This is a genomic window from Wenzhouxiangella sp. 15190, assembly GCF_003417465.1.
Taxonomy (GTDB): domain Bacteria; phylum Pseudomonadota; class Gammaproteobacteria; order Xanthomonadales; family Wenzhouxiangellaceae; genus Wenzhouxiangella.
This window is the reverse complement of sequence record NZ_QVMV01000052.1, coordinates 123,609-148,996: the sequence shown is the minus strand read 5'-3', so window position 1 is coordinate 148,996 and position 25,388 is coordinate 123,609. Positions and strand designations below refer to the sequence as shown.

The 25,388-nt window shown below is 63.7% G+C and carries 20 protein-coding genes; 16 read left to right on the top strand and 4 right to left on the bottom strand.

Translation table 11 applies throughout. From position 1 onward, the window contains the following. Positions 1 to 369 precede the first annotated feature (369 nt). Together DZK26_RS13240 and DZK26_RS13235 are read left to right on the top strand one after the other, a co-directional pair. The gene (locus tag DZK26_RS13240) at positions 370 to 2,562 is read left to right on the top strand and encodes a TonB-dependent receptor domain-containing protein (RefSeq protein WP_116899218.1); all 2,193 of its coding nucleotides are present in this window, start codon (positions 370 to 372) and stop codon (positions 2,560 to 2,562) included. A gap of 130 nt (positions 2,563 to 2,692) precedes the next feature. Next, positions 2,693 to 3,013, top strand: a complete 321-nt coding sequence (locus DZK26_RS13235) for a DUF4156 domain-containing protein (protein ID WP_116899219.1) — start codon at positions 2,693 to 2,695, stop codon at positions 3,011 to 3,013. Between the two features lie 2 nt (positions 3,014 to 3,015). On the opposite strand, the gene DZK26_RS13230 is transcribed toward DZK26_RS13235, so the two are convergent. After that, positions 3,016 to 3,534 (bottom strand): type 1 glutamine amidotransferase domain-containing protein, encoded by a 519-nt coding sequence (locus tag DZK26_RS13230; RefSeq protein WP_116899220.1) that lies wholly within the window; start codon positions 3,532 to 3,534, stop codon positions 3,016 to 3,018. A gap of 81 nt (positions 3,535 to 3,615) precedes the next feature. Continuing rightward, positions 3,616 to 5,634: an excinuclease ABC subunit UvrB gene (gene uvrB, locus DZK26_RS13225; protein ID WP_116899221.1), complete on the bottom strand. Its 2,019-nt coding sequence runs from the start codon at positions 5,632 to 5,634 to the stop codon at positions 3,616 to 3,618. Positions 5,635 to 5,734: 100 nt separating this feature from the next. Between uvrB and DZK26_RS13220 the strand changes: the two genes are divergently transcribed. From DZK26_RS13220 to DZK26_RS13190, 7 genes are all read left to right on the top strand, one after another. Further along, complete coding sequence (locus DZK26_RS13220; RefSeq protein WP_116899222.1) at positions 5,735 to 6,913, top strand: pyridoxal phosphate-dependent aminotransferase; 1,179 nt, start codon at positions 5,735 to 5,737, stop codon at positions 6,911 to 6,913. Next, positions 6,910 to 7,602 carry a YceH family protein gene (locus DZK26_RS13215; protein WP_258870899.1) on the top strand — a complete coding sequence of 231 codons (693 nt, stop codon included), beginning with the start codon at positions 6,910 to 6,912 and terminating at the stop codon, positions 7,600 to 7,602. Before DZK26_RS13220 ends, DZK26_RS13215 begins: the two co-directional genes overlap by 4 nt. A gap of 177 nt (positions 7,603 to 7,779) precedes the next feature. After that, positions 7,780 to 8,310, top strand: a complete 531-nt coding sequence (locus tag DZK26_RS13210; protein WP_116899366.1) for a GspH/FimT family pseudopilin — start codon at positions 7,780 to 7,782, stop codon at positions 8,308 to 8,310. A 183-nt stretch (positions 8,311 to 8,493) separates the two neighbouring features. Next, a complete protein-coding gene (locus DZK26_RS13205; RefSeq protein WP_116899223.1) occupies positions 8,494 to 9,132 on the top strand; it encodes a TetR/AcrR family transcriptional regulator in 639 nt (212 codons plus the stop codon). Next, positions 9,129 to 11,567, top strand: a complete 2,439-nt coding sequence (locus DZK26_RS13200; RefSeq protein WP_181918496.1) for an acyl-CoA dehydrogenase — start codon at positions 9,129 to 9,131, stop codon at positions 11,565 to 11,567. The genes DZK26_RS13205 and DZK26_RS13200 overlap by 4 nt, the downstream gene beginning before the upstream one ends. 123 nt (positions 11,568 to 11,690) lie before the next feature. Continuing rightward, positions 11,691 to 14,060, top strand: a complete 2,370-nt coding sequence (locus DZK26_RS13195; RefSeq protein WP_116899225.1) for a 3-hydroxyacyl-CoA dehydrogenase/enoyl-CoA hydratase family protein — start codon at positions 11,691 to 11,693, stop codon at positions 14,058 to 14,060. Positions 14,061 to 14,188: 128 nt separating this feature from the next. Beyond that, entirely contained in the window at positions 14,189 to 15,367 is a 1,179-nt protein-coding gene (locus tag DZK26_RS13190) for an acetyl-CoA C-acyltransferase (protein ID WP_116899226.1), read from the top strand. Between the two features lie 202 nt (positions 15,368 to 15,569). Here DZK26_RS13190 and DZK26_RS13185 read toward each other — a convergent pair whose 3' ends face one another. Then, a complete protein-coding gene (locus DZK26_RS13185; protein WP_181918497.1) occupies positions 15,570 to 16,871 on the bottom strand; it encodes an FAD-binding oxidoreductase in 1,302 nt (433 codons plus the stop codon). Between the two features lie 54 nt (positions 16,872 to 16,925). On the opposite strand from DZK26_RS13185, the gene phhA reads away from it, so the two are divergent. From phhA to lexA, 7 genes are read left to right on the top strand one after another with little or no spacing between them, the layout of a single operon-like run. Next, positions 16,926 to 17,726 (top strand): phenylalanine 4-monooxygenase, encoded by an 801-nt coding sequence (gene phhA, locus DZK26_RS13180; protein WP_116899228.1) that lies wholly within the window; start codon positions 16,926 to 16,928, stop codon positions 17,724 to 17,726. A 2-nt stretch (positions 17,727 to 17,728) separates the two neighbouring features. Beyond that, complete coding sequence (locus tag DZK26_RS13175; RefSeq protein ID WP_116899229.1) at positions 17,729 to 18,067, top strand: 4a-hydroxytetrahydrobiopterin dehydratase; 339 nt, start codon at positions 17,729 to 17,731, stop codon at positions 18,065 to 18,067. Next, positions 18,060 to 19,010, top strand: a complete 951-nt coding sequence (locus DZK26_RS13170) for a MoxR family ATPase (protein ID WP_116899230.1) — start codon at positions 18,060 to 18,062, stop codon at positions 19,008 to 19,010. Before DZK26_RS13175 ends, DZK26_RS13170 begins: the two co-directional genes overlap by 8 nt. Then, positions 19,010 to 19,975: a DUF58 domain-containing protein gene (locus tag DZK26_RS13165; RefSeq protein WP_116899231.1), complete on the top strand. Its 966-nt coding sequence runs from the start codon at positions 19,010 to 19,012 to the stop codon at positions 19,973 to 19,975. The genes DZK26_RS13170 and DZK26_RS13165 overlap by 1 nt, the downstream gene beginning before the upstream one ends. Beyond that, entirely contained in the window at positions 19,972 to 21,951 is a 1,980-nt protein-coding gene (locus DZK26_RS13160) for a DUF3488 and transglutaminase-like domain-containing protein (RefSeq protein WP_116899232.1), read from the top strand. The genes DZK26_RS13165 and DZK26_RS13160 overlap by 4 nt, the downstream gene beginning before the upstream one ends. 41 nt (positions 21,952 to 21,992) lie before the next feature. Continuing rightward, a complete protein-coding gene (locus tag DZK26_RS13155; RefSeq protein WP_181918498.1) occupies positions 21,993 to 22,538 on the top strand; it encodes a Slp family lipoprotein in 546 nt (181 codons plus the stop codon). Positions 22,539 to 22,575: 37 nt separating this feature from the next. Continuing rightward, entirely contained in the window at positions 22,576 to 23,205 is a 630-nt protein-coding gene (gene lexA, locus DZK26_RS13150) for a transcriptional repressor LexA (protein ID WP_116899234.1), read from the top strand. Positions 23,206 to 23,227: 22 nt separating this feature from the next. On the opposite strand, the gene DZK26_RS13145 is transcribed toward lexA, so the two are convergent. After that, positions 23,228 to 25,249 carry a S9 family peptidase gene (locus tag DZK26_RS13145; RefSeq protein WP_116899235.1) on the bottom strand — a complete coding sequence of 674 codons (2,022 nt, stop codon included), beginning with the start codon at positions 25,247 to 25,249 and terminating at the stop codon, positions 23,228 to 23,230. Positions 25,250 to 25,388: the final 139 nt, after the last annotated feature.

Genomic DNA, 25,388 nt, shown 5'->3' with positions numbered 1-25,388 from the left:
TCACAAGCACCAAATATCAAACAATTTTCAATGAACGAAATTCCAATGACCTAAACCGAGGGGCGGCCAATTCATCCCGGATCGGCTCGGCCCTCGCCGGCCGTGCATATGGGAACCCCGCCTGCCCATCCGCACAGGCTTGTCATTTTGGCTCCATGCCCGTTTCGGTCATTAAATATTCGGTCATTCGAATTTGTTTGATATTTGGTGCTTGAGATTTGGAACTTCTCAAGCTCGATCCATTGCCTCAGAACGAGGAATCTGCAGCGCCCCTATCGGAAGTCCAAGGAGGATATTGGTATTGCGCCTGAGAATGATTTGCGTTTAGACTATCGATTCTCAGTTCCACAACCGAAGGATTGACGACCGATGAAACACCGCTCGCTCGCGGCGATTGCGCTCGCACTCGCCACCACCGCCGCCGTTGGCCAATCTGCCGAGCCCGAACGGGAGAAGCAGAACCAAGAAGAGAACGCTGCTGCACAGACAACGCAGCAAAACCTGCAAATCATCCTCGACCGCGTCCGAATCATCGGCACAAGGGAGGATGCACGACGCCTGGCGGGCACCAGTGCCGTCGTCGACCCGCAGCAGATGGAAGTCGAGCAGCAGACCGACGTCAACCAGCTGCTCAAGACCGTGCCTGGCGTCTACATCCGCGAGGAAGACGGCGAGGGGCTACGCCCCAACATCGGCATTCGCGCCGCCGCCGGCGGGCGCTCGAGCAAGGTCACGTTGCTCGAGGACGGGGTGATGATCGCCCCGGCGCCCTATTCCAACCCAGCCGCCTATTACTTTCCTCAGGCCTTCCAGATGCAAGCCGTGGAGGTGCTCAAGGGCGCCCCCCTGCTCCGCTACGGTCCGCAAACCACCGGTGGGGTCATCAACCTCGTCACCACGCCCATTCCATCCGATACCAGTGGCCGCATTGTCACCACCCTGGGTGAGAACAGCGAGCACAACACCCACGCCTGGGTCGGCGGCCGCGAGGGCGACTTCGGCTGGCTGGTCGATACCGTGTACCGCAATAGCGACGGCTTCAAGGACATCGACCGCAGCAACCGGGATACGGGCTTCGATATCCAAAGCTACATCCTCAAGTTCGGCTGGACCGGAGAGCGCCAGAGCCTGCTGGCCAAGGCGCAATATTCCGAGGAGACCTCCAACGAGACCTATGCCGGACTGACCGACACGGATTTCGAGCGCGATGCGAACCGCCGTTACGGCCTCTCGGATATTGACCAGATGAACAACGACCACCAGGGCTTTTCGCTGGCCTGGGACTTCGACCTCTCCAGCCGCGTCACATTCTCGGCCCTGGCCTACTACAACGAGTTCGCGCGCAACTGGTTCAAGTCGGGTATCGGATCCCTGCTCGACGCCGCCAACGCCGGCGATGCCGACGCACTGGCTGTTCTGCACGGTGACCTGGACTTTTCAGGCCTGCAATACAAGAACAACAACCGCGAGTACGAGTCCTACGGGCTGGAACTGGGCGTTGATGCAATGATCGGCGACCATCAACTGCAGTTTGGCGTGCGTGACCATAGCGACCGCATGGATCGCTTCCAGCCGATTGACGTCTACGACCAGATCAACGGCAGCCTGGTGTTCCAGGACACCATCGCCCCGACCGGGAGCAACAATCGCCTCGAAGGTGCCGACGCCGTGTCCTTCTGGGCCCTGGACGAATGGCAGGTGAGCCCGGACGTCAAGCTCGACCTGGCCCTGCGCTACGAAGACGCCGACACCTTCCGGCGCCAGTTCGACACCCCGGATCGCAGCACCGATCCCGCGCGCCGCAGCAGCTCGGCCGCCGAATGGCTGCCCGGCGCGTCCATGACATGGGATTTCACCGACCAATACCAACTTCTCGCCGGCGTACATCGCGGCTTCGCCCCGCTCAGTGGCGGCGCCACCGAAAACGACGAGCCGGAGACCAGCGTTAACTACGAACTGGGCCTGCGCCATTTTCGCGACGACCTCTTTGTCGAGCTGGTGGGCTTTCTCAGTGACTTCGAAAATCAGGCCGAAGTCTGCTCGGTCGCCAGCCCCTGCAGCAACGGCGCCACCAGCGGCAGCTTCGTCACCGGCGAGGCTGTGGTCAAGGGCGTCGAGTTCCAGATCGGCAACGAGTGGCGTACCGACGGCCTGGACATTCCGCTGAGCTTCAACTACACCTATTCCAGCGCCGAGATCAGCGAGGACAATCCCGTCACCGGCGTGTCCGACGGCGACGAACTGGCCGACATTCCGGAGCATCTCTTCAGCCTGCGCCTCGGCCTGGAGCACGCCAGCGGGTGGGACAACCACTTCGTGGCCAAGTACATGGACGAGACCTGCATCCAGGTCGGCTGCAATCGCGCCGACGAACCCTTCGACCGCACCGAATCGCTGTTCGTGGTCGACTGGATCTCGCGCTATGCCGTCACCGATGCCATGACCGCCTTCGTCAAGGTAACCAATCTGCTCGACCGCCAGGTGATCATCTCGCGCCTGCCCGACGGCGCCCGGCCCAACAAGCCGCGCACCGGCATGGTCGGCGTCGATTACCAGTTCTGATCCATCGCGCAGTCCGGGCCTGACCGCAGGCCCGGACACATCTCCCCCGCGTTGCGAGCGTTGACGCCCGGGCACCCGCGCCCTATCGTGATGCCTTCGCCGTCACCCGGACATCCAGAGGTTATACCGAATGAAAAAAGCACTGATTGCCGGCACCGCGGTTGCGCTCCTGACCGCCGGCTGCAGCTGGGTCAAACTGGAGCGCGGCGCCGAAGGCGTACGCCTGGTCGAACCGTCGAGGGTCACCAACTGCGAACGCCTGGGCACGACCACGACTTCCGTGCGCGAGCGCGTCGCGGGCGTCGAGCGCAGCCCGGGCAAGGTCGAGGCCGAACTTGCCGATCTCGCCCGCAACAGCGCCTGGGACATGACCGGCGACACCATCGTGGCCGACGGACCCGTTCAGGACGGCGAGCGGCGGTTCATCATCTACCGCTGCCGCTCAAGGTAGGATCAATTCTCCAGCGCGGCGAGGATGGCCTTGCAGAAGGCCGGCAGGTCGTCGGGCACGCGGCTGCTGATCAGATTGCCGTCAACGACCACTTCCTCGTCGACCCAATCGGCGCCCGCATTGACCATGTCGTCGCGAATCGAGGGAAAGGACGTGACGCGACGGCCGCGGACGATATCGGCGGATACCGGCACCCATCCGGCATGGCAGATCCAGGCCACCGGCTTGCCGGCGTCGTGCAGCGCCCGCACCAGGTCGACCATCGCCTCGTGACGACGCATCTTGTCCGGCGCCATCCCGCCCGGTATCACCACCGCATCGAAATCTTCCGCCCTGACGTCGGCGGCGTTCGCGTCAACGCTGACGGCATAACCCTTGCCGCTGTGGTATTCGTCCTTGCCGGCGCCCAGAACCGACACCCGCGCGCCGGCCTCGATCAGCCTGAGCCGCGGATAATGCAGTTCCAGTTCCTGGTAGCCGTCTTCGGCGAGAATCGCGATGTGCTTGTCACTGATGGCCATTCTTCAACTCCAGTTATTAATGATGACAACAACAGTACTGCACTCACTTCAGGAACAATTCAAGGGAGACCCCGGCAGGAATCAGGTCGCGACCTTGAAGCCCTGCTCGCGAATCTTGTGGATCCGATCGCGGATCTCGGCCGCCTTCTCGAACTCGAGGTCTTCCGCCGCCTGAAACATCTCCTTCTCCAGCTTCGCGATTTCCTTCGCGGCATCGGCGGGAGAAACCGGCTCGACCGCGTAATCCGACTGGCGCTCCTCGGCTACCTTGCGCGCCGGCTTCTTCTTGCCCGGCATCTGCTGGGCGTCGGCCATGATGTCCTCGATGTTCTTGACGATGGTCTGCGGCGTAATGCCTTGTTCCTCGTTGTGCGCGATCTGCTTGTTGCGTCGGCGTTCGGTCTCCTCGATCGCTCGTTGCATCGAGTTGGTGATCTTCTCGGCATAGAGAATCGCCTTGCCGCGCACGTTGCGCGCCGCCCGGCCGATGGTCTGGATCAGTGAGCCTTCCGAGCGCAGGAAGCCTTCCTTGTCGGCGTCCAGAATCGCCACCAGCGAGACCTCGGGCATGTCCAGGCCCTCGCGCAGCAGGTTGATGCCGACCAGGACGTCGAACGCGCCCAGCCGCAGGTCGCGAATGATCTCCACGCGCTCGACCGTGTCGATATCGGAATGCAGGTAGCGCACGCGCACATCGTGCTCGGCCAGGTATTCGGTCAGGTTCTCGGCCATGCGTTTGGTCAGCGTGGTCACCAGCACGCGGTCGCCCTGCCCGACCCGATCGCGAATTTCCGAAAGCAGGTCGTCGACCTGGCTGGACACCGGACGAACCTCCACTTCCGGGTCGACGAGCCCGGTGGGACGCACGACCTGTTCGGCCACGGTCTGGGAATGATCGAACTCCCACTGCCTCGGGGTGGCCGAAACCAGGACCATCTGCGGGGCGCGTTCCTCGAACTCCTCGAAAGTAAGCGGCCGGTTGTCCATCGCCGACGGCAACCGGAATCCGTATTCGACCAGGGTTTCCTTGCGGGCGCGGTCGCCGCGGTACATACCGCCGATCTGGGGAATCGTCACGTGCGACTCGTCGACGATCAGCATCGAGTCCTTGGGCAGGTAGTCGAACAGGGTCGGCGGCGGATCGCCGGGTTGCCGGCCGGTGAGATGACGCGAGTAGTTCTCGATGCCCTGACAATAGCCGAGCTCGAGCATCATCTCGATATCGAACTCGGTGCGCTGCTTGAGACGCTGCGCCTCGAGCAGCTTGCCGGCCTGTTCCAGTTGCTCGAGGCGTTCCTTGAGTTCGGCCTTGATCGCCTCGACGGCGTCGAGCACGACCTGGCGGGGCGTGACGTAATGGGTCTTGGGGAAGATCGTCAGTTCGTCGGTCTTCTCGTGCACTTCCCCGGTCAGCGGATCGAAGAAACTCACGCGCTCGATTTCGTCATCGAACAGCTCGACGCGCACGGCCTCCATCTCCGAATCGCCCGGGAACATGTCGATGACCTCGCCGCGCACGCGGTAGGTGCCGCGCCGCAGCTCGAAGTCATTGCGCGAGTACTGCATTTCGGCCAGGCGCCGCAGGATCTCGCGCTGGGGCATGCGCTCGCCCACCTTCAACGGGAGGGTCATCTTGAGGAAGGAGCTGGGATCGCCCAGGCCGTAGATGGAAGAGACGGTGGCAACGATCAGCGAATCGGGCCGCTCGAGCAGGGCCTTGGTCGCCGACAGGCGCATCTGCTCGATGTGCTCGTTGATCGAGGCATCCTTCTCGATGAAGGTGTCCGACGACGGCACGTAGGCCTCGGGCTGGTAGTAGTCGTAATAGCTGACGAAGTACTCGACGGCATTGTCGGGAAAGAAGGCCTTGAACTCGCCGTAGAGTTGCGCGGCCAGGGTCTTGTTGGGCGCCATCACCAGGGCGGGGCGCTGGACGCGCTCGATCACGTTGGCCATGGTGAAGGTCTTGCCCGAACCCGTTACCCCGAGCAACGTCTGGTGCGACTGCCCGGCGCCGAGCCCTTTGACCAGCGTATCGATGGCAGTCGGCTGGTCGCCGGCCGGCTCGTAGCTCGACGCCATGCGGAAACGCTTGTTCATTGACCGTAATCACTCGTCGACATGGCAGGGCGATTATAATGGTTCATCCGATAGCGGCCGTGATCGGCCGCGCCACAGGAATCCAGTAGGGAGTTGTATCGTGACTTTCCGATTTGCATCGCGCGTCAGCCAGGTCAAGCCATCGGCCACCATTGCAATGGCGGCCAAGGCTGCCGAACTCAAGGCCGCCGGCAAGGACGTGATTTCGCTGAGCATGGGCGAGCCCGATTTCGACACGCCGGCGCATATTCGCAAAGCGGCGGCCGAGGCCATCGAGGCCGGCCAGACGCGCTACACGCCGGTCGACGGTACGCCGGAACTCAAGCAGGCCGTCATCTCGAAGTTCCAGCGCGACAACGAACTCAGCTACGAGCCGAACCAGATCCTCGCCTCCACCGGCGCCAAGCAGAGCCTTTACAACCTGATGCAGGCCCTGATCGGCGAGGGCGACGAAGTACTGATCCCCGCGCCCTACTGGGTGTCCTACCCCGACATGGCGCGGCTGGCCGGCGGCGCGCCGGTGATCCTCAACACCTCGGCCAAGAACAATTACCTGGTGAGCCCCGCTCAGCTCGAGGCCACGATCACCGAGCAGACGCGCCTGCTGGTTCTCAACTCCCCGAGCAACCCCAGTGGCCGCGCCTACACGCGCGAGCAACTGGCCGCCATCGGCGAGGTGTTGCTCGAGCATCCGAAAATCGTCGTCTGCACCGACGACATCTACGAACACATCTGGTGGGCCGATGAACCGTTTTCCACCCTTGCCCAGGTGGTACCGGGCCTGAGGGAGCGCACGCTGGTGGTCAACGGCGTTTCCAAGGCCTACGCGATGACCGGCTGGCGCATCGGCTACACCGCCGGCCCGGCCGAGGTCATCAAGGAAATGAAGAAGATCCAGGGCCAGAGCACTTCCAATCCGAGCTCGGTCAGCCAGGCCGCGGCGGTTGCTGCACTCAACGGCGACCAGAGTTGCGTGGGCGAGATGTGCCAAGCCTTCAAGGAGCGCCACGACTGGCTGATCCCGGCGCTCAACGAACTGCCGGGCGTGAACTGCGAGCCCGGCGAAGGCGCGTTCTACGCCTTTGCCGATTTCAGCGGCGCGATCGAGAATCTGGGCCTGAGCGACGACATCGAGTTAGCCGAGCACCTGCTCGAAAAGGCGCTGGTCGCCTCCGTGCCCGGTAGCGCCTTCGGCACCGTCGGCCATCTGCGCCTGTCCTTTGCCTGCGGCCTCGACACGCTGAAGACGGCCGTCGAACGTATCGGAGACGCGCTTTGATCGACGAGAGCCGAACCGAAGGTCAGGATGACTCACCGGAATCTCCCCACAGGGAATCGGAAGGTCTTCGGCTCAACGCCGTGCAGGCGCGAGTGCTCGGCTGCCTCATCGAGAAAGAATCGACCACGCCGGACGCCTACCCACTGACGCTCAACGCCACGACGACGGCCTGCAACCAGAAAACCAGCCGCGAGCCCGTCATGAAGCTCGAGCCGGGCCGGGTCGGCCAGGCCCTGCGCGAACTCGAACGCATGGGCCTGGTGCGCCATGACTTCTCCTCGCGCGCTGAACGTTACCGGCACACCGCCGAGAAGGGCCTCTCCCTGACCAAGGCCCAGCTCGCGCTGGTTGCCCTGCTGATGTTACGCGGCCCACAGACGGTCAATGAATTGCTGACCCGGAGCGAACGCATCCATCGCTTCGAAGACGCCGACGAAGTCGCCTACACGCTGGAACGACTTGGCCAGAAATCGCCTCCCCTGGTGGTTCGCCTGCCGCGACAACCCGGGCAGCGCGAAGATCGCTACATGCACCTGCTCTGCGGACCGGTCGATGTCGATGAGCCGGCGACCGCGCAACGCCCGGAAGCGACGGAGGATTCATCGTCAACCGATGCGCTGGTCGAGCGCATCGAAGCGCTGGAACGGCGAGTGAAGGCGCTCGAAGAGGGCAAGCCTGCCGAAGATTGATTCAGGGAGCCTCTGAATAACTCTGCGCGGGCGCGACGGTGCCTTTGCGGGAGGCTCCCCAGTACTACGCAGCAGAACGAAAAACTCCTACATCACCGCTGGTGACTTGGCGGTTTCGCCATCCCCGACCGATTGCCGAAGCTGTTCCACACGGCTCGCAATGTAACGGGGATTCGCATGACAACGGAACGACAGTCCGGTCTCACGCTGATCGAACTGATGATTGCAGTTTCGGTAATGGCAGTCATACTCACCACTGCCGTGCCGGCGCTCGGCAACTTCATGGCGCAGCAACGGCTGACGGCAGCAGCCAACCAGCTGGTCAGCCATCTCAACTACGCGCGGCATGAAGCCGTTTTCCGCAACCAGCCGGTAGCTGCCTGCCCGAGCTCCAACGGCCTCGCCTGTACCGGCGGCAATCGTTGGGACATCGGCTGGATCGTCTATCTCGATCCCGAAAAGAAAGGCCAGCCTGACGGGCCCGAGGACGTGCTGCGGGTCGTCGAACCACGGGAATCTTTGCTCATGCACTCGGCCGGACGTTACCGGGTCCGCTTCCAGGGCCACGGCGGCGCCTACGGCACCAACCTCACCATCCGCGTTTGTGCCCCCGAAGATCCGGACAAGGCGCGCGCGGTGATCGTCTCCAATCCGGGACGCATCCGCAGCACCCGCGATGTCGATCCGTCAGAGTGCGGGGGCGATTGAGACGCCTCTAAAAACCCTGGAACCACGGAAGACACGGAAATCACGGAATTGAAATAGCACAAATTCTTTATTCCGTGCTTTCTGTGTTTTCCCTCGCTAGATTGTTCTGTTTTCCTTCCCCGTCTTGCACATCGATTCCGGGAAGCGTAGGATTAAAACGGTTGTTTTAATCGAGCGTTTTAATTGGCCATTTCGACCCGGGATCGCATCCTCGACGCTGCAGAGTGGCTGTTCGCCGACCAGGGATTCCACCTGACCACGCTGCGGCAGATTACCCAGGCGGCCGAAGCCAACCTGGCAGCAGTCAACTATTACTTCGGGTCCAAACAGGAACTCATCCGGGCGATCTTTCGGCGCCGGCTGGATGCACTCAACGCGGCCCGGCTCGAACGCCTGGACGCGATCGAAAGCGATACTGACCGTCCCGAACTCGAAGCCGTGCTCGACGCTTTCGTGGAGCCCGCGCTGGAGTTCACTCGCGGCGGCGACGCCGAAGGACAGCGATTCATGCAACTCCTGTTGCGCGCCTTTGCCGACCGTGACACAGCCCTGCACGAAGCAATGCGTGCCGAATATGCGCACGTCATGCGTCGTTTCGCCGACGCCGTTTCCGAGGCACTGCCGAACGCAGATCCGACTCGCCTGCGACATCAACTCGATTTCATTGTCGGTGCATTGACTCTGACCATGGCCGAATCGGCCTTGAAGGACACCCGCATCATCGCCGCCGAACTGGTTCAGTTCGCTGCCGCCGGCCTGCGCGGCAGTCTCGAAAACCGCATCCCCGATAGTGCCCGACGCACTCTGGAGGCAACATCATGACCTGGTTGTTGATTATCACACTCGCCGTGGGCCTGCTCGCGCTGGCCTGGTTCCGAACCCCGTCCTGGCTGGCCGCGCTGCTCGCGATTGCCGCCCTGCTAGGCACCATCTGGCAGGCCGCTTCCTGGCCGGTGATCACGCTGTATACGGTCGCCGCAGTCGCACTGACCGTGGTCGCCATCCGCCCGCTGCGCCGGGTTCTCGTGTCCGACCGTCTGTTCGGCTGGTTCAAGTCGGTGCTGCCGCCGATCTCCGATACCGAGCGCGAGGCGCTCGATGCCGGCACCGTCTGGTGGGACGCCGAACTGTTCTCCGGCCGTCCCCGCTGGAAGAAGCTGTTCGGCATCGACAAGCCGGCACTCTCGGCCGAGGAGCAGGCTTTTCTCGACGGGGAGGTCGAGGAACTGTGCGGCATGCTCGACGAATGGCAGATCAACTACGAACTCAAGGACCTGCCGCCTGAAGCCTGGCAGTTTATCCGTGACAAGCGCTTCCTGAGCATGATCATCCCCAGGGAGTACGGCGGCCTCGGTTTCACTTCTCAAGCTAACGGCGCCGTGGTCACCAAGATCGCCTCGCGCAGCCTGTCGGCGGCGGTTTCGGTCATGGTGCCCAACTCGCTCGGCCCGGGTGAACTGCTGATGCACTTCGGCACCGACGAGCAGAAGAACCACTATCTGCCGCGCCTGGCAAAGGGCGAGGACATTCCCTGTTTCGCCCTCACCTCCCCGCTGGCCGGATCCGACGCGGCCGCCATGCCGGACGAAGGCATCGTCTGCAAGGGCACTTACAAGGGCGAGGAGGTACTCGGCCTGCGGGTAAGCTGGGACAAGCGCTACATCACGCTGGCCCCGGTCGCCACCGTTCTGGGCCTGGCCTTCAAGGCGAAGGACCCCGACGGCCTCCTGGGCGACAAGAAGAACCTGGGCATCACCTGCGCCCTGATCCCGACCGACACACCGGGCGTGGAGATCGGCGACCGCCACATCCCGGGCGGCAGCGTCTTCCTCAACGGCCCGACCCGGGGCACGGACGTGTTCATCCCGATGGACTGGATCATCGGCGGACAGGAGCGCATCGGCCAGGGCTGGCGCATGCTGATGCATTGCCTGGCGGCCGGCCGCGCCATCTCGCTGCCGGCCCAGAGCGTGGCCAACGGCAAGCTCACCAGCATGACCACAGGGGCGTACGCCCGGGTGCGCTACCAGTTCAAGCAGCCGATCGGCCATTTCGAAGGCATCGAGGAACCGCTGGCACGCATCGCCGGCGAGACCTACCGCATGGAGGCCGCGCACAAGCTCACGCTCAGCGCGCTCGACCACGGCGAGAAGCCGGTGGTGCTGTCGGCCATCCTCAAGGCCTATCTCACCGAAGCCAACCGGCGCGTACTCAACGACGCCATGGACGTCCACGGCGGCAAGGCCGTGGTGGAAGGGCCCAACAACTATCTTTCCATTCCCTGGCAATCGATTCCGGTGGCCATTACCGTCGAGGGCGCCAATATCCTGACGCGCTCGATGATCGTCTTCGGCCAGGGCGCGATTCGCTGCCACCCTTACCTGCTCAAGGAAATGGAGTCCGCGGCGGACGACGACGCCAAGGCTTTCGACAGCGCCCTGTTCGGTCACATCGGATTCGTGATCTCGAACTTCGTGCGTGCGCCCCTGCTGGGGCTGACCGGCGGACTACTCAGCCGCTCGCCCGTATCCGGCCCGACGGCAGGCCTCTACCGAAAGATCAACCGGCTCAGCGCCGCCTTCACCCTGGTCGCCGACCTGTGCCTGCTCATCCTGGGCGGCAAGTTCAAGTTCAAGGAAAAGCTGTCGGGCCGCCTGGCCGACGCGCTGGCGCACCTCTACATGGCCTCCACCGCGCTGCGGCGCTTCGAGGACGACGGCCGGCCGGAAGAAGACCTGCCGCTGGTGCAATGGGCCGTGGCCGACAGCCTGCACCAGGCCGAAAACGCCATCTTCGGTGTACTGCAAAACTTCCCGGTCGCCGGAATGGGCGGTGTGCTTCGTCCGCTGCTGTTCCCCTGGGGACGCCGGCATCATCCGGTCGACGACCGCACGACGCACAAGATGGCCCGCCTGATGATGGAAGTCTCGCCGAGCCGCGAGCGCCTGATTGCCGGCGCCTACCAGTCGAAGGGCGATGACGGCGCCGGACTGCTCGCACAGGCGTTCGAGGCCGTACTCGAGGCGGCGCCCGCGGAGATGGCCGTGCGCAACGCACTCAAGGTCGTGCCGACGCCGGTCAATGTCGACAAGGTGGTCAGCAAGGCCGTCGCCGCCGGCGTGATCACCGAGGAACAGGGCACCGGCCTCAAACGGGCACAGGAACTGACCGCGAAAGTCATCGCCGTCGACGAGTTCACGCCCGAAGAGATCGGCGGCACGCAGGCCATGCAGCCGCCCGTGGCCAAGGCCAGCTAGATACACGGGAACCACGGAAAGCACGGAATCCACGGAAGCCAAGCAAGAGAATCTCCGTGAATTCCGTGTCCTCCGTGGTTCCAGAGACTAATTGACACCCAATCCGGATTGGAAGGAACACATATGACGGACCACAAGCTCAAGGTAAGACGTGCCGCGGTGCTGGGCGCCGGGGTGATGGGTGCGCAGATCGCCGCGCACCTGACCGCCGCCGGCATTCCGGTCGACCTCTTCGACCTGCCCTCCGACGAGGGCGACCGCAACCAGCTGGCCGAGAAAGGCCGGCAGGGGCTGCTCAAGCTCAAGCCCGCGCCGCTGGCCAGCAAGGACCTGGTCGAGTTCATTCGGCCGCTGAACTTCGCCGACGATCTCGACAAGCTTGCCGACTGCGACTTCATCATCGAGGCGGTGGCCGAACGCATGGACATCAAGCGCGACCTCTATGGCAAGCTCGCGCCGCACGTTCGCGACGACGCGATCTTCGCCTCCAACACCTCGGGCCTCTCCATTACCGAGTTGTCGAAGGAACTGCCCGAGAAACTGCGCGGCCGGTTCTGCGGCGTACATTTCTTCAATCCGCCGCGCTACATGCACCTGGTGGAACTGATCCCGCATGCCGGCACCGACGACAATGTACTCGACCTGCTCGAGGATTTCCTCACCCGCAATCTGGGCAAGGGCGTCGTGCGCTGTCGCGACACGGCCAACTTTATCGGCAATCGGGTCGGCATGTTCACCATGCTGTCGGTGATGCACCACGCCGATCGCCTGGGCCTGGGCTTCGACACCGTCGACGCCATGACCGGCCCGGCCATCGGGCGGCCCAAGAGCGCCACCTTCCGCCTGGCCGACGTCGTCGGGCTGGACACCATGGGCAATGTCATCAATACCATGCAGGCCCAGCTCGAAGACGATCCCTGGCACGACTGGTTCAAACAGCCCGAATGGCTGCAGAAGCTGATCGAAGCCGGCGCCCTGGGCCAGAAATCCGGCGCGGGCGTGTTTCGCAAGGAAGGCAAGTCCATTCGCGTGTTCGACCCCGAGTCCGGCGACTACCGCGACAGCGACTACAGCCTGCCCGATGACGTGCAGAAAGTGCTGGCGATCAAGGACGCGGGCGAGAAGCTGGCCGAACTGGCCAGGTGCGAGAACGCGCACACCGAGTTCCTGTGGTCGATTCACCGCGACCTCTTCCACTACTGCGCCTACCACCTGGCGGAGATCGCAGACAGCGCGCGCGAAGTCGACCTGGCGATCCGCTGGGGCTACGGCTGGAAACTCGGCCCGTTCGAGATCTGGCAGTCGGCCGGCTGGCAGAAAATGGCCGAGCTTGTCCAGAAGGACATCAGCGACGGCAAGACCGGCGTCGACGCCGACCTGCCGGAATGGGTCAACCAGATCGAAGCCGTGCACACGCCGGAAGGCTCCTGGGCCGCCGACCAGGCGCGCTACCTGCCGCGTCCCGACCTGCCGGTGTTCCAGCGCCAGTACCAGCCGGTACGTCTGCTGGGAGAGAAAACCGACAACGGCACGACCGTTCACGAAACGGACTCGATCCGCCTGTGGACGCTGCAAGACGACGTGCTTATCGCCAGCCTGAAAAGCAAGATGGCGGTGATCGACAACGGCGTGGTCGAGGGACTCGACGAGGCCGTCGAACGGGCCGAGTCGAACTTCGAGGGCCTGGTGATCTGGCAGCCCAAGGGGCCTTTCTCGGCCGGCGCCAACCTCAAGGCGGCCGCCGAGGCCATCCAGAAGGGCGACTTCGACAGCGTGCACGACCTGGTGGCAGGCTTCCAGGCCGCCAACCTGCGCCTGCGCTACGCATCCGTACCGACGGTCGCCGCCGTGCGCGGCCTGGCCCTGGGCGGCGGCCTGGAACTGGCCATGCACACGGCCACGCGCGTGGCGCATCTGGAAAGCTACATGGGGCTGGTCGAGGCCGGCGTGGGCCTGGTACCGGCCGGCGGCGGACTGGGCACCCTGGCCATGCAGATCGTCGACGACACCAAGGCCGGCGACACCCATCCCCTGCTGGAAAAACGCTACAAGCAGGTCGCCATGGGCCAGGTGGCCGGCTCCGCGATGGAAGCGCGCGAGATGGGCTACCTGCGCGAGCACGACCGCATCGTGCTGCACGAACACGAACTGCTGCATGCCGCCCACCACGAAATCCGTGCCATGGCCGCGGCCGGCTACCGTCCGCCGCTGGCCGGACGCAAGTTCCCGGCCGCCGGTGATGTCGGCATCGCCACGCTCAAGATGCTGTTGGTCAACATGCTCGAAGGCCACTTCATCTCCGAGCACGACTACGAGATCGGCTCACGCATTGCCACTGTGCTTTGCGGCGGCGAGATCGACCGCGGCGGACAGGTCGACGAGGAATGGATTCACCGCCTCGAGCGCGAGCACTTCCTGAAGCTGGCCGCCATGGACAAGACCCAGGAACGCGTGGCGCACATGCTCAAGACCGGCAAGCCCCTTCGCAATTAAGGCTAGACATGAACTCGAGAGAAACCACGGAAATCACGGAACACACGGAGAAAGACAATCAATATTCTTCCGTGAATTCCGTGTCTTCCGTGGTTCCAGTCAAATGAATTCGGCAAAGGAATATCGAAATGAGTGATGCATACGTAGTAGCCGCCGTCAGGACGCCCGTCGCCCGGGCGTTCAAGGGCGCTTTCAAAAACTATCGTCCCGACGACATGCTGGCCCACGTGATCCGCGAATCGCTGGCCGAGGTACCCGAACTCGACCCGGCCCGCGTCGAGGACGTGATCGTCGGCTGCGCCATGCCGGAAGCCGAGCAGGGCATGAACGTCGCCCGAATCGGCGCCCTGCTCGCCGGCCTGCCCGATCATGTGCCCGGCGTGACCGTCAACCGCTTCTGTTCTTCCGGTTTGCAGACGGTCGCCATGGCCGCCGATCGAATTCGTCTCGGCGAGGCCGACGTGATGATCGCCGGCGGCACCGAGACCATGACCATGGTCCCGATGATGGGCCACAAGGTCGCGATGAACCCAAAGGTGTTCGAAGACGACAACGTCGCGATTGCCTACGGCATGGGCATCACCGCCGAGAAGGTGGCGAAGAAATGGGATGTCTCACGCGAGGACCAGGACGAGTTCGGCTACCGCTCGCACCAGAAGGCGATCAAGGCGATCGACGGCGGCGAGTTCACCGAGATCCGTCCGGTCACCGTGACCAATCGCGTCCCCGGTCCCGACGGCACGGTTCGCGAGATCGAAACGGTGGTCGACACCGACGAAGGGCCGCGCCGCGACACCACACCCGAGGCGCTGGGCAAGCTGCGTACGGTCTTCGACGCCAAGGGTACCGTGACCGCCGGCACCAGTTCGCAGATGTCCGACGGCGCCGGTGCGCTGATCCTCGTCTCCGAGCGCGTGGTCAAGGAATTGAACCTGAAACCCCTGGCCGTCTTCCGCGGTTTCTCGGTCGCCGGTGTCCCGCCGGAAATCATGGGCATCGGCCCGATCGAGGCCATTCCGAAAGTGCTCAAGCAGACCGGTATCGGCAAGAACGATCTCGACTGGGTCGAGCTCAACGAAGCCTTCGCCGCCCAGGCGCTGGCGGTCATCCGGAACACCGAGCTCGATCCCGACAAGGTCAACCCGCTCGGCGGCGCCATTGCCCTGGGCCACCCCTTGGGTGCGACCGGCGCCGTGCTCTCGGCCAAGCTGATCCACGGCCTGCACCGACGCGACCAGCGCTACGGCATGGTCACCATGTGCGTCGGCACCGGCATGGGCGCGGCCGGCATCTTCGAGCGGATGTGATTAAAAAAGGCGGCGCAGGGGATGCGCCGCCTTAACCCCCCAGCGGGTCTCGCAAGAGACCACTGGGTGCGCCCGTACCAGCAAACGGGCTGACCTGCCAAAGCTGATGAGTCATAGTTTTGCAGACTCCGGTCGATCGGCATAGAAGCAAATCCACCCGACTTCAGGTAAGAAATCTCCCCAACACTTTGTAGGAAATTTCCTACAAGCGTCGCGTTCGATCCCGCCAGAGGTCACGCAACTGGGCTCGCCAGTAGATACCCTGCCCCACGGCGCGCCCCAGGATGCCGCCAGCCCAGACGGGGCGCCAGCGCTCGAACTCGGCCAGGCGCTGGCCGTCTCCGCAAAGCGCCTCGGCCATCACTTCCCCGGCCAGGGTGGTCGTGGCCATGCCATGCCCACCGAAGGCCAACGCATACCACAGCCCGTCGCCGGTCCGTCCCAGCAGCGGCATCTCGTGCCGTGCGTAACTCATCCAGCCACCCCAGGCATAGTCCAGGCGCACCTCGCCGAGCGCCGGAAAGACCCGGGCCAGGTCGCGCCGCATCAGGCGACGAATGGCGGCGGGCGAGCGGCCGGCCATGGAAATGCGCCCGCCCCAGAGCAGGCGGGTATCGGGCAGCGGCCGGTAGTAGTCGAAGGCAAAACGTGTGTCGTAGACCGCCACCGGCCGCGGCAGATGATCCCCGAGTCTTTCTCCCAGGGGCTCCGTCACGGCGATATAGGTCGCCACCGGGTGAAGCGCACGCTGAATGGTTGGCGCCAGCCGGCGATCGTAGCCACCGGTCGCGAGCACGACCTGTTCGGCCTCGAGTCGCCCCTGTCCGGTATCCACGCGCCACCCTGATCGGGCTTTTCGTATCGAGCGAACGCCCGATCGTCCGAATACACCCCCACCCCCGGCCTCGATCACCGCCGACAAGCCGCGGATATGCCGCAACGGATGAAAATGGAAGCTCCCGGGCTCGAACAATCCGCCGCCATAGCGCGATGAGCCGACCCAATCGTCCATTTCCGCGGCCGGAATCCACGCAAGTTCGAAACCGAGCCGGGCTCGCATTCGTTCAGCCATCGCCTGAAGGGTCTCCGGCTCGTCGAACCAGTCCGCCAGCACGACACCGGCGTCGTTGACCTGGCAATCAATGCGATACCGTTCGATACGCTCACGGATCACCGCGACGGTCTCGCGCGTGTAGCCGTGCAACCGCGCCGCCTTGTCCTCGCCCACCTGGTCGATAAGCGCGTCGTTGCCGAGTGAATAGCCGGCGAACACGAAGCCGCCGTTGCGTCCGGAAGCACCGGCACCCGGCTCCCCGGCATCCAGCACGTAGACATCCGACATGCCGCGCTCGATCAGGCCGACGGCCGTCGAGATGCCGGCCAGGCCGCCGCCCACGACCGCCACCCGGCAGCGCCGATCCCCATCGAGAGCGGGCCAGTTGCACCCCCCGGCCTCGGCCTGATACCAGCTCTCGCCGGGCCAGCGATCAGCCCCCGAATTCATGGCAGTTTGCCGCTCGGGTGATAACATTGGGTCTGAAAATTCAAGGAGGTGCTCATGGGTAAGTCAACCAAGTACGAAGCCAAGGTGCCGGACGAAAACGGCATTATCCCGTACACCGACGAAGAGCATAGCGTCTGGCGCGACCTGTATGCACGCCAGATCGAGGTCATCCAGGGCCGCGTTTGCCAGGAATTCCTCGACGGCCTCGAGATCCTGGACCTGCCCACCGATCGCATTCCCCAGCCAACGGAAGTCTCGGGCGTGTTGCGCGAGCGCACCGGCTGGGAAGTGGCCCCGGTGCCGGCCCTGATCAATTTCGACAAGTTCTTCAAACTGCTCTCGGAAAAGAAGTTTCCGGCCGCCTCGTTCATCCGCACGCGCGAATCGATGGACTACCTGCAGGAACCGGATATCTTCCACGAGATCTTCGGCCACACCACCATGCTCACCCACCAGGCTTTCGCCGACTTCACGCACGCCTACGGCCTGGCCGGCGTGAAGGCGACCAAGAAGGAACGCGTATTCCTGGCGCGGCTGTACTGGTTCACCGTCGAGTTCGGCCTGATCCAGAACGGCAGCCAGTTGAGCATCTACGGCGGCGGTATCGCCTCGTCGCCCGGCGAGACGATCTACTCGCTCGAAAGCGACGAGCCGATTCGCCGGCCGTTCGACCCGATCGACGCGCTGCGCACGCCGTACCGCATCGACATCTACCAGACGGTCTACTACGTACTGGATCAAATGGACGACCTGTTCGAGCTGGCCAATGCCGATCTGCTCGCCCTGATCCGCAAGGCCCGCGCCCTGGGCGAGTTCGAACCCACTTATCCACCCAAGAACAAGGAAGCAGCCTGATCATGTCCGATACCCTGACCGACAAGAAATGCGCCCCCTGCGAAGGCGGCACCGATCCGCTCGATGGCGACCGAGTCGAGGAATTGCTGGCCCAGATTCCGGGCTGGCAGGTCGACGCCGACGGCAAGAAGATCTACCGCCGCTTCGAGTTCAAGGGCTTCTACAAGACCATGGCCTTCATCAACGCCATGGCCTGGATCGCCAACCAGGAAGGGCACCATCCCGACTTCGAAGCGGGCTACAACTTCTGCTTGATTCATTTCACCACGCATGCCATCGACGGGCTGAGCGAGAACGACTTCATCTGCGCAGCCAAGATCAACGCGCTGCTGGATGAATAACCAGTCTCCCGCCCGCTCGGGGAGCTTGCTGGCCGATGACCTGGCACGCGCCCGGTCGACGGTCAACGACATCATCGTCGACAAGGAAGCGGTCGTCGATCTCGCCTTTTCCGCCCTGTTGGCCGGCGGCCACCTCCTGATCGAGGACCTGCCGGGCGTGGGCAAGACGACCCTTGCCCACGCCCTTTCGATTGCCGTCGGCGGGAACTGGCAGCGCATCCAGTTCACCAGCGACATGCTGCCGGCCGACATCCTGGGTGTGTCGATCTTTCGCCGGGAGGACGAGCAGTTCGAATTTCGCCCCGGCCCGATTTTCGCCAACGTCGTGCTCGCCGACGAGATAAACCGTGCCACTCCGCGCACCCAGTCCGCGCTGCTCGAGGCCATGGCCGAAGGCCAGGCCACCGTGGACGGACACACGCACCGGCTGCCGCAGCCGTTCTATGTCATCGCCACGCAGAACCCGCTCGATCTGACCGGCACCTATCCGCTGCCCGACTCGCAGCTCGATCGTTTCCTGCTGCGCACGCGTATTGGCTATCCCTCGGCCGCCGAAGAACGGCGATTACTGACCGAGCCGGACCGCCGCGATCTCCTGCGGGACATGGAGTCCGTCCTCGACCCGGCACGGGTACTGGAACTTATCGAGCTGGCGGCCGGGTTGCACGTTTCCGAACCCATACTGGATTACATCCAGGCCCTGGTGGCCGCCACGCGCACGCATCCGGCAGTGAAGTCCGGCTTGTCGCCGCGTGCCGCCCTGGCGCTGACGCAGACCTCGCGCGCCCACGCCCTGATCATGCAGCAGGACTTTTGCCTGCCCGACAACGTGCGCACCGTATTCCCGGCCCTGGCGGGTCACCGCCTCCAGCCGACCGCCGAATCGCATATGGACGGTGACGCCGTGGCGGCGGAAATCCTGGAGTCCACCCCCGTTCCCTGATGGCGACCGCCACCGGTTCACCGGTCGAAACCGGCCGGCCGAAACTGCTTGATCGCTGGCTGAAGAGACGCACCCGTCTCGACCTGCCGCTGACCCTGGCCTACCGGCGGATCTTCATTCTCCCGACGCGTTTCGGCTGGATGCTGGGCTTGCTCATGGGCGCGATGCTCATCGGCAGCCTCAACTTCAACAACAACCTCGGCCTGCTGACGACCTTCATCGTCGCCGCAACGGCGATCAACTCCATGCTGCTGGCTTTCCGGAATCTCAACGGCCTGCACCTGCGCCACGGCGCCGCCCGGCCCGTGCACGCCGGCAAACCCGTTCCCTGGCGCCTGACGGCCGTCAATCACTGTGAGCGAAACCGTGACGGCCTGCGTCTCAAGGGGCCCGGCCCCGACGCCGTTTTCAACGTTCCAGCCAGGGGAGTCCGTGAGGTTACGATCGAACTCGATGCCCGTGGGCGCGGCTGGCACCGGCCCGGACGACTGCGGATCGAAACGACGCAACCGCTCGGACTTTTCCGTGCCTGGTCCTGGATCGAGCCGACCACGCCTTTTCTGGTCTGGCCACAGCCTGCGGAACACGCCCCGCCCCTTCCCGAGGGCGGTGACGCACAAAGCGTGCAGCGCAGGCAGGCTCGCGAGGAAGGCGAAGACTTCCACAGTCTGCGACGCTGGCGCGAAGGCGACCCGCTGCACCGCATCGCCTGGAAGGCCAGCCAGCGTCATCAGACCCTGCTTTCCCGCCAGTTCCGGCGCGAACAGTCGCGCGAAGTATTCCTGAGCCTGGAGCGCGCGCCCGGCCGAGATCTGGAAGAGCGCATTCGCATCGTCACTGCCTGGATCCTGCGCGCCGAGGCGGAAAACCGGTCCTGGACACTCGAATTGGGCGAGGAGCGCTTCGGGCCCGATCGCAGCGAAAGCCACAAGCATGCCTGTATGCGGGCACTGGCAGAGTTGTGAAACAGGCTTCGACACCACTGCCGTTCGCGCCCGTCGCCTGGACAATCACCGCCTTTGTTGTCGCGGCCCTGCCGCACCTGCTGGCCATGCCCCCGCTGCTCGGCGCCGTGGTCGTCCTGCTATGCGGATGGCGACTGCTCGCCGCCGGTAAGGGCTGGCGGCCGCCGCCGGGCTGGCTACGGCTGTTGCTGACCGTGGGCGCCATCGCGCTGCTCGCCGTCGGCTTCGGCGGCCTGTGGGGTCGGCGGGCGGCAACCGGCCTGTTGTGCCTCATGCTGGCGGCCAAGATGCTGGAACTCTATCGCCTGCGCGACCTGCGCATGGTCGCCTCGGTCTCGCTCTTTCTGATCGCCACGCAGTTTCTGTTCGACGAACGCCTGGTCTACCTCGCCTACCTGTTCGGCGGCGTACTGATTACAATCGGTGCCCTGCTGCGGATCCAGTTGCTGGAGTTGGGCCAGGCCGTGCCGCGTTCCGGGCATCTTCGGATCATTCGGGATGCAGCCTTGATGCTGCTGACCGCATTGCCCGTAGCGCTGATCCTGTTCGTAACTTTCCCGCGCCTGGCCGAACCGCTGTGGGGCCTGCCCGACGAGGTCATGGACGCCAAGACCGGTCTCTCGGACAGCATGTCCCCGGGCTCGATCGCCGATCTCTACATCGACGATTCGGCCGCCTTTCGGGCTGAATTCGATGGCACGCCGCCCCCGCCGGAACGGCGCTACTGGCGCGGACCGGTTCTCTGGCATTTCGACGGTGACACCTGGGAGCGGGCCTTTCTGGCCTCACGCACACCCGCCGCCAAGGTGCCTCCCGGACCCGACGATTTCCTCTACACCGTCCAGCTCGAACCGCACGAACGCCGCTGGCTGTTTGCCCTGGACTATCCGGTCACGACACCCGACGAAGCGCACATCTCGCTGGATTTCCAGGTGACTCGCCGCGATCCGGTCACCACGCTGACCGAATACCGCATGCGCAGCAATCCCGGCTTCACCGACATGCCGCAGTTGCCGGAGACCCTGAGACGCCTGGCGTTGAGCCTGCCGGAAGACCGTAACCCGCGCACCCGCGAGATGGCTCGGCAATTGCGGGAACGCTTCGAAGACGACCGGGCCCTCATCGATCACGTGCTCGACTGGCTACGCGAGGAACCCTTCTATTACAGCCTGCAGACCGCACCACTCGGCCGACACGGCGCCGACGAATTTCTCTTCGACCTGCGCACGGGTTACTGCGAATACTACGCTTCCGCATTCGCGGTACTGATGCGTGCCGCCGGCATTCCAACGCGCGTCGTCACCGGCTACCAGGGCGGGTACTGGCAGGAAGGCGGCCAATACCTCCTGGTTCGACAATCCGACGCGCATGCCTGGGTCGAACTCTGGCTCGCGGGAAGCGGCTGGACCCGGGTCGACCCAACGGCTGCGGTGTCGCCAGCGCGAATTCAGAGCGGTGCCCGCGTCGCCACCGGCGACGCGACGGGACTGGACTGGTTACGCAGCCTGCAATACCGCTATGACCGGCTGCAGCATCTGTGGAACGCCTGGGTACTGGGCTTCGATGCCGACCGGCAACAAAGCATGATGCGCTTCCTCGGGCTGCCGCGGCTCTCCAGCACGGGGATGGCACTGCTCATGGTCAGCCTGCTCGGCCTGACCATTCTCGTGCTGGCCTGGGCCTGGCTGAAGCGGCCGGCGGGTTCACGCGATCCTGTCCAGCGCGCCTGGATCAGGCTCATGCGCCGGATGGGCCGCCGCGGTCTCGGGCCGGTACTCGGCGAAACACCGCTGGCCTGGGCGGAACGAGTCGCGCCGGAACTCGCCGAGGGTGAAAAGCTTCATGAACTCACCGAACGCTACTGCCGGATCCGCTACGGCGACTGTGACGACGCCGGGCTGCGCGAACACTTCATCGAGCAAAGCCGAAAACTGTCTACCGACCGGGTTGAACCGCGACGCATGGCCAGCGTCTAAACAAATAGAGGATAATGGTATCCATATTGAGGATTCCGATCATGAAAGTCATACCTATGCTATCCGGCCTTGTTCTGTCAGCTTTGCTTGTAGCAGGCTGTGCAACGGTTCCGGAACCGCTCGGCGGCGAGTTCGAGGAACTGACCCCCGAGCAGTCCGGCGATCAGCACGTCGGACAGCAGGTCCGGTGGGGCGGCAGCATTGTCGATACCCGCCCCGGCAAGTCGGAAACCTGCATCGAGGTGCTCGCCCGCTCACTCGACTCGCGCGCCCGACCGCATTCCGGTGACGACGACCGGGGTCGCTTCCTGGCCTGCCGTGACGGTTTCGAGGACCCGGCCGTGTTCGAGCGCGGGCGCGACATCACCGTCGTCGGTACGCTGACCGGCTTTGTCGAAGGCAACATCGGCGAGTTCCGCTACGTCTACCCCCGCGTCGAAGCGGACACCCTGTTCCTCTGGGGTGAAGAAGTTCCCGCCCGCTACTATCACGATCCCTGGTACTACCGTGATCCATGGTGGCCTTATGCGCGGTTCCCGTGGTCGCATTCCCGCTGGCATTTCTCGGGTCACGTCATCATTCGCTGACTGATCGGCATAACTGTTTTTTGATACAGTTTCGGTCATGCAGCTCACACCGCGCCAGCAGCAGATCCTGGAGTTCATCGAACAGCGCGTGCTGTCGGACGGGCTGCCGCCGACGCGCGCGGAGATCGTGACGCACTTCGGCTTCTCCTCCCCCAATGCGGCACAGTGCCATCTCCGGGCGCTGGCCCAGCGCGGCGCAATCGAACTGCGCCCGGGGCGGGCGCGGGGGATCGTTCCGACCCGCAACCTCCCTGCCCCGGAAACCGCGGATCAGCCCCTGCGCAAACTGCCGGTCATCGGGCGGGTCGCCGCGGGGTCGCCGCTGCTGGCGATCGAAAACCTGGAAGACGAGTTGCAGGTCGATCCCCATCTTTTCCGGCCGCAACCCGACTACGTGCTCAAGGTCCGCGGCGACAGCATGACCGGCGCCGGCATCGACGACGGCGACCTGCTTCTGGTGCACCGGACACCGGAGGCGCGCGCCGGACAGGTCGTGGTTGCGCGCATCAACGACGAAGTCACCGTCAAGCGACTTCGACGAAAGGGCCGGGGTATCTATCTGGACAGTGAAAATCCCGCCTACGCCAGCATCCATGTCAAACCGGGCAGTGATTTCGCGATCGAGGGGCTGGCCGTCGGCACGATTCGCGCCTTTCAGGGAGCCTGAGCGCTCCCGCCACCAACGCTCGCTAAATCTCGCCCAGGCCGCACTCGTCCTCGAGAAAACCCTCGATAAGCGTCAGGGTCTCCTCATGATGCCTGTAGTACCAGGGCATCTGGTGGGGCATATCCTCGATGATCTCCAGACGGGCGGGCACCCTGTCCTTGACCGCCTTGTAGAACTCCTGGGCATGCCGGTCAGGCGTTCGTACGTCGCGGCTTCCCACGTAAAGCAATATGGGGATATGCGCCTTGTCGGCGTTCTTCGTGGGGTCCATTCCACGCACCGTAACGCCCTGCAGCAAGCGTTGCGTGCGGTTCTGGCTCCAACGGTTGCCCAGGCGCGTGAGATTGGTTACGGGCGCTCCGGAGATCGCACAACGGAAAGGCGTATCGGGTCTGACGGTAGCAGCCGCAGCGGCAAAACCTCCGTAGGAATAGCCGAAAATAACCATCCGATCCGAATCGGCAATGCCTTGCTCGACCAGCCACTTCGCGCCGTCCGCCTTGTCGTCCTGCATCTTCTGGCCCCACTCGGCATCACCGGCAACCCACAAGTCCCGACCCAGGCCCTGGCTGCCACGGTATTGCGGGCGAAGCACCGCGAAGCCGCGGGAAGTGAGAAACGGCACCCAGCCGGAAGCATCCCAGCCGCCAAAGTCGCGACTCCACGGACCACCGTGGGGATTGACCACCAGCGGCAGGGGATCATCCTCTTCCTCGTTCCAGCCCGCCGGCAGGTCGAGCAAGGCAGGTATCTCCATGCCGTCCCGGGCCTCATAGGTGATCCAGCTCTGTTCACCGAGGTCTTCCGGTTCGATCCACGGGCGCTGATTTCCCAGGTTCTTGACCGACTTCCGGTCCTCAAGAATGTGGTAGCCGACGGGATGCCGGTTGCTGGACGTCTGGAAGAGCACGCGGGAAAGATCGTTGTTGTAGTTGGTTATCGAGACGTTCCGGTCGGGGAAGGCTTGCTTGAGCCCTTCGTGGATGGAACGCATCTCCGGCTCCACATAGGTGGTCTCGTAAACCGGGCCTGCGACGGTAAAGGAAATAATCTCGTTGAAGCTATCCGGCCTGGAATCAAAACCCAGGCTGGCGATCGAGAATTTCGGGTGAGCCAGCAGCGCTTCGTCCGCGAAGCTGCGTGCCTTCGGGTCATACGTCCAGGCCTGGACGAGATTCGAGAACTTGTCGGTCAGCACGTAATACTTGCCCGTATCGTCGTCGATGCCGACAACCTGCATCTGGACACGATCCGTCAGCATCGTGGTCAGGGGTTCGTGGACTTCGAACTCCCCAGTCTCCGGATTGCGAATCTCGATGCTCCGCTCGTACTCATTGCCCCCTTTTGACTTCATCGCGGTGCGCGTGAGCAATTTTCCAGTGCGCGGATGAAACAGGCCGGGGGAAGCTTCGGGACTGCCCCGGAAACGCAAGTCGATCTTGCCGCTGGTTAGATCGTACTCGTAGTAGTTGCTGGTGAAGTCCAGCATGTTGGTGCGTCGGATAATGACATTTTTGGGGTCCAGCGGCATAAGACTGACCATGCCTGCCGTGGTAGTGAGTTCGGCGCAGCGCTTGGTCGTCTGGCTGGCGCCCAGCATGCGGTCACCCGACTCGAAGGCTTCCTCGAATTCCGAATGATCCGAGTCGGTCAGATAAGTCTTGAAGATGAAGGTTGCTTCCGCTCCAAGGTCGTTACCTTCCCCGCATCCTCCGAGTGCCGCAGTCATTTCCTGCCTGCCGGTCACGCTCACCTTGCCGGCCTTGAGGGCGCGAGCTCGGATGAACTTCATTTTGTCGCCGCTAGGGGTGATTACGGGGCCCTTGTCAATGTTGTCCAGATCCCAGGTGGCCAGGGCGGTATCGCGATGTTCGCTGCCGGGCGCGCTCACTATGGCCGCCAGATGCTTTCCATCGACGCTCATGGACACGGAACTGATCGCCGGCTGTCGGGCTATGGACTCGATGGAGATGGGCGCTGCGTGCAGCGCCGATACGATCAGCGCGAGAGAAAGTATGGTAAGGCGCAAGAGGAGGTTCATCATGATTTTTTCCTGTCCTGTCAAAGACTTGCTCTGCCGCTGGCCAGCGAGCGCTTTCCAATGAAGTCCTAAATTATACCTGGCCCCATAAGCAAGTGGCGCCCGGAGGCGCCACTTGTGAAAAGGCCTGTTAAGCCATTCC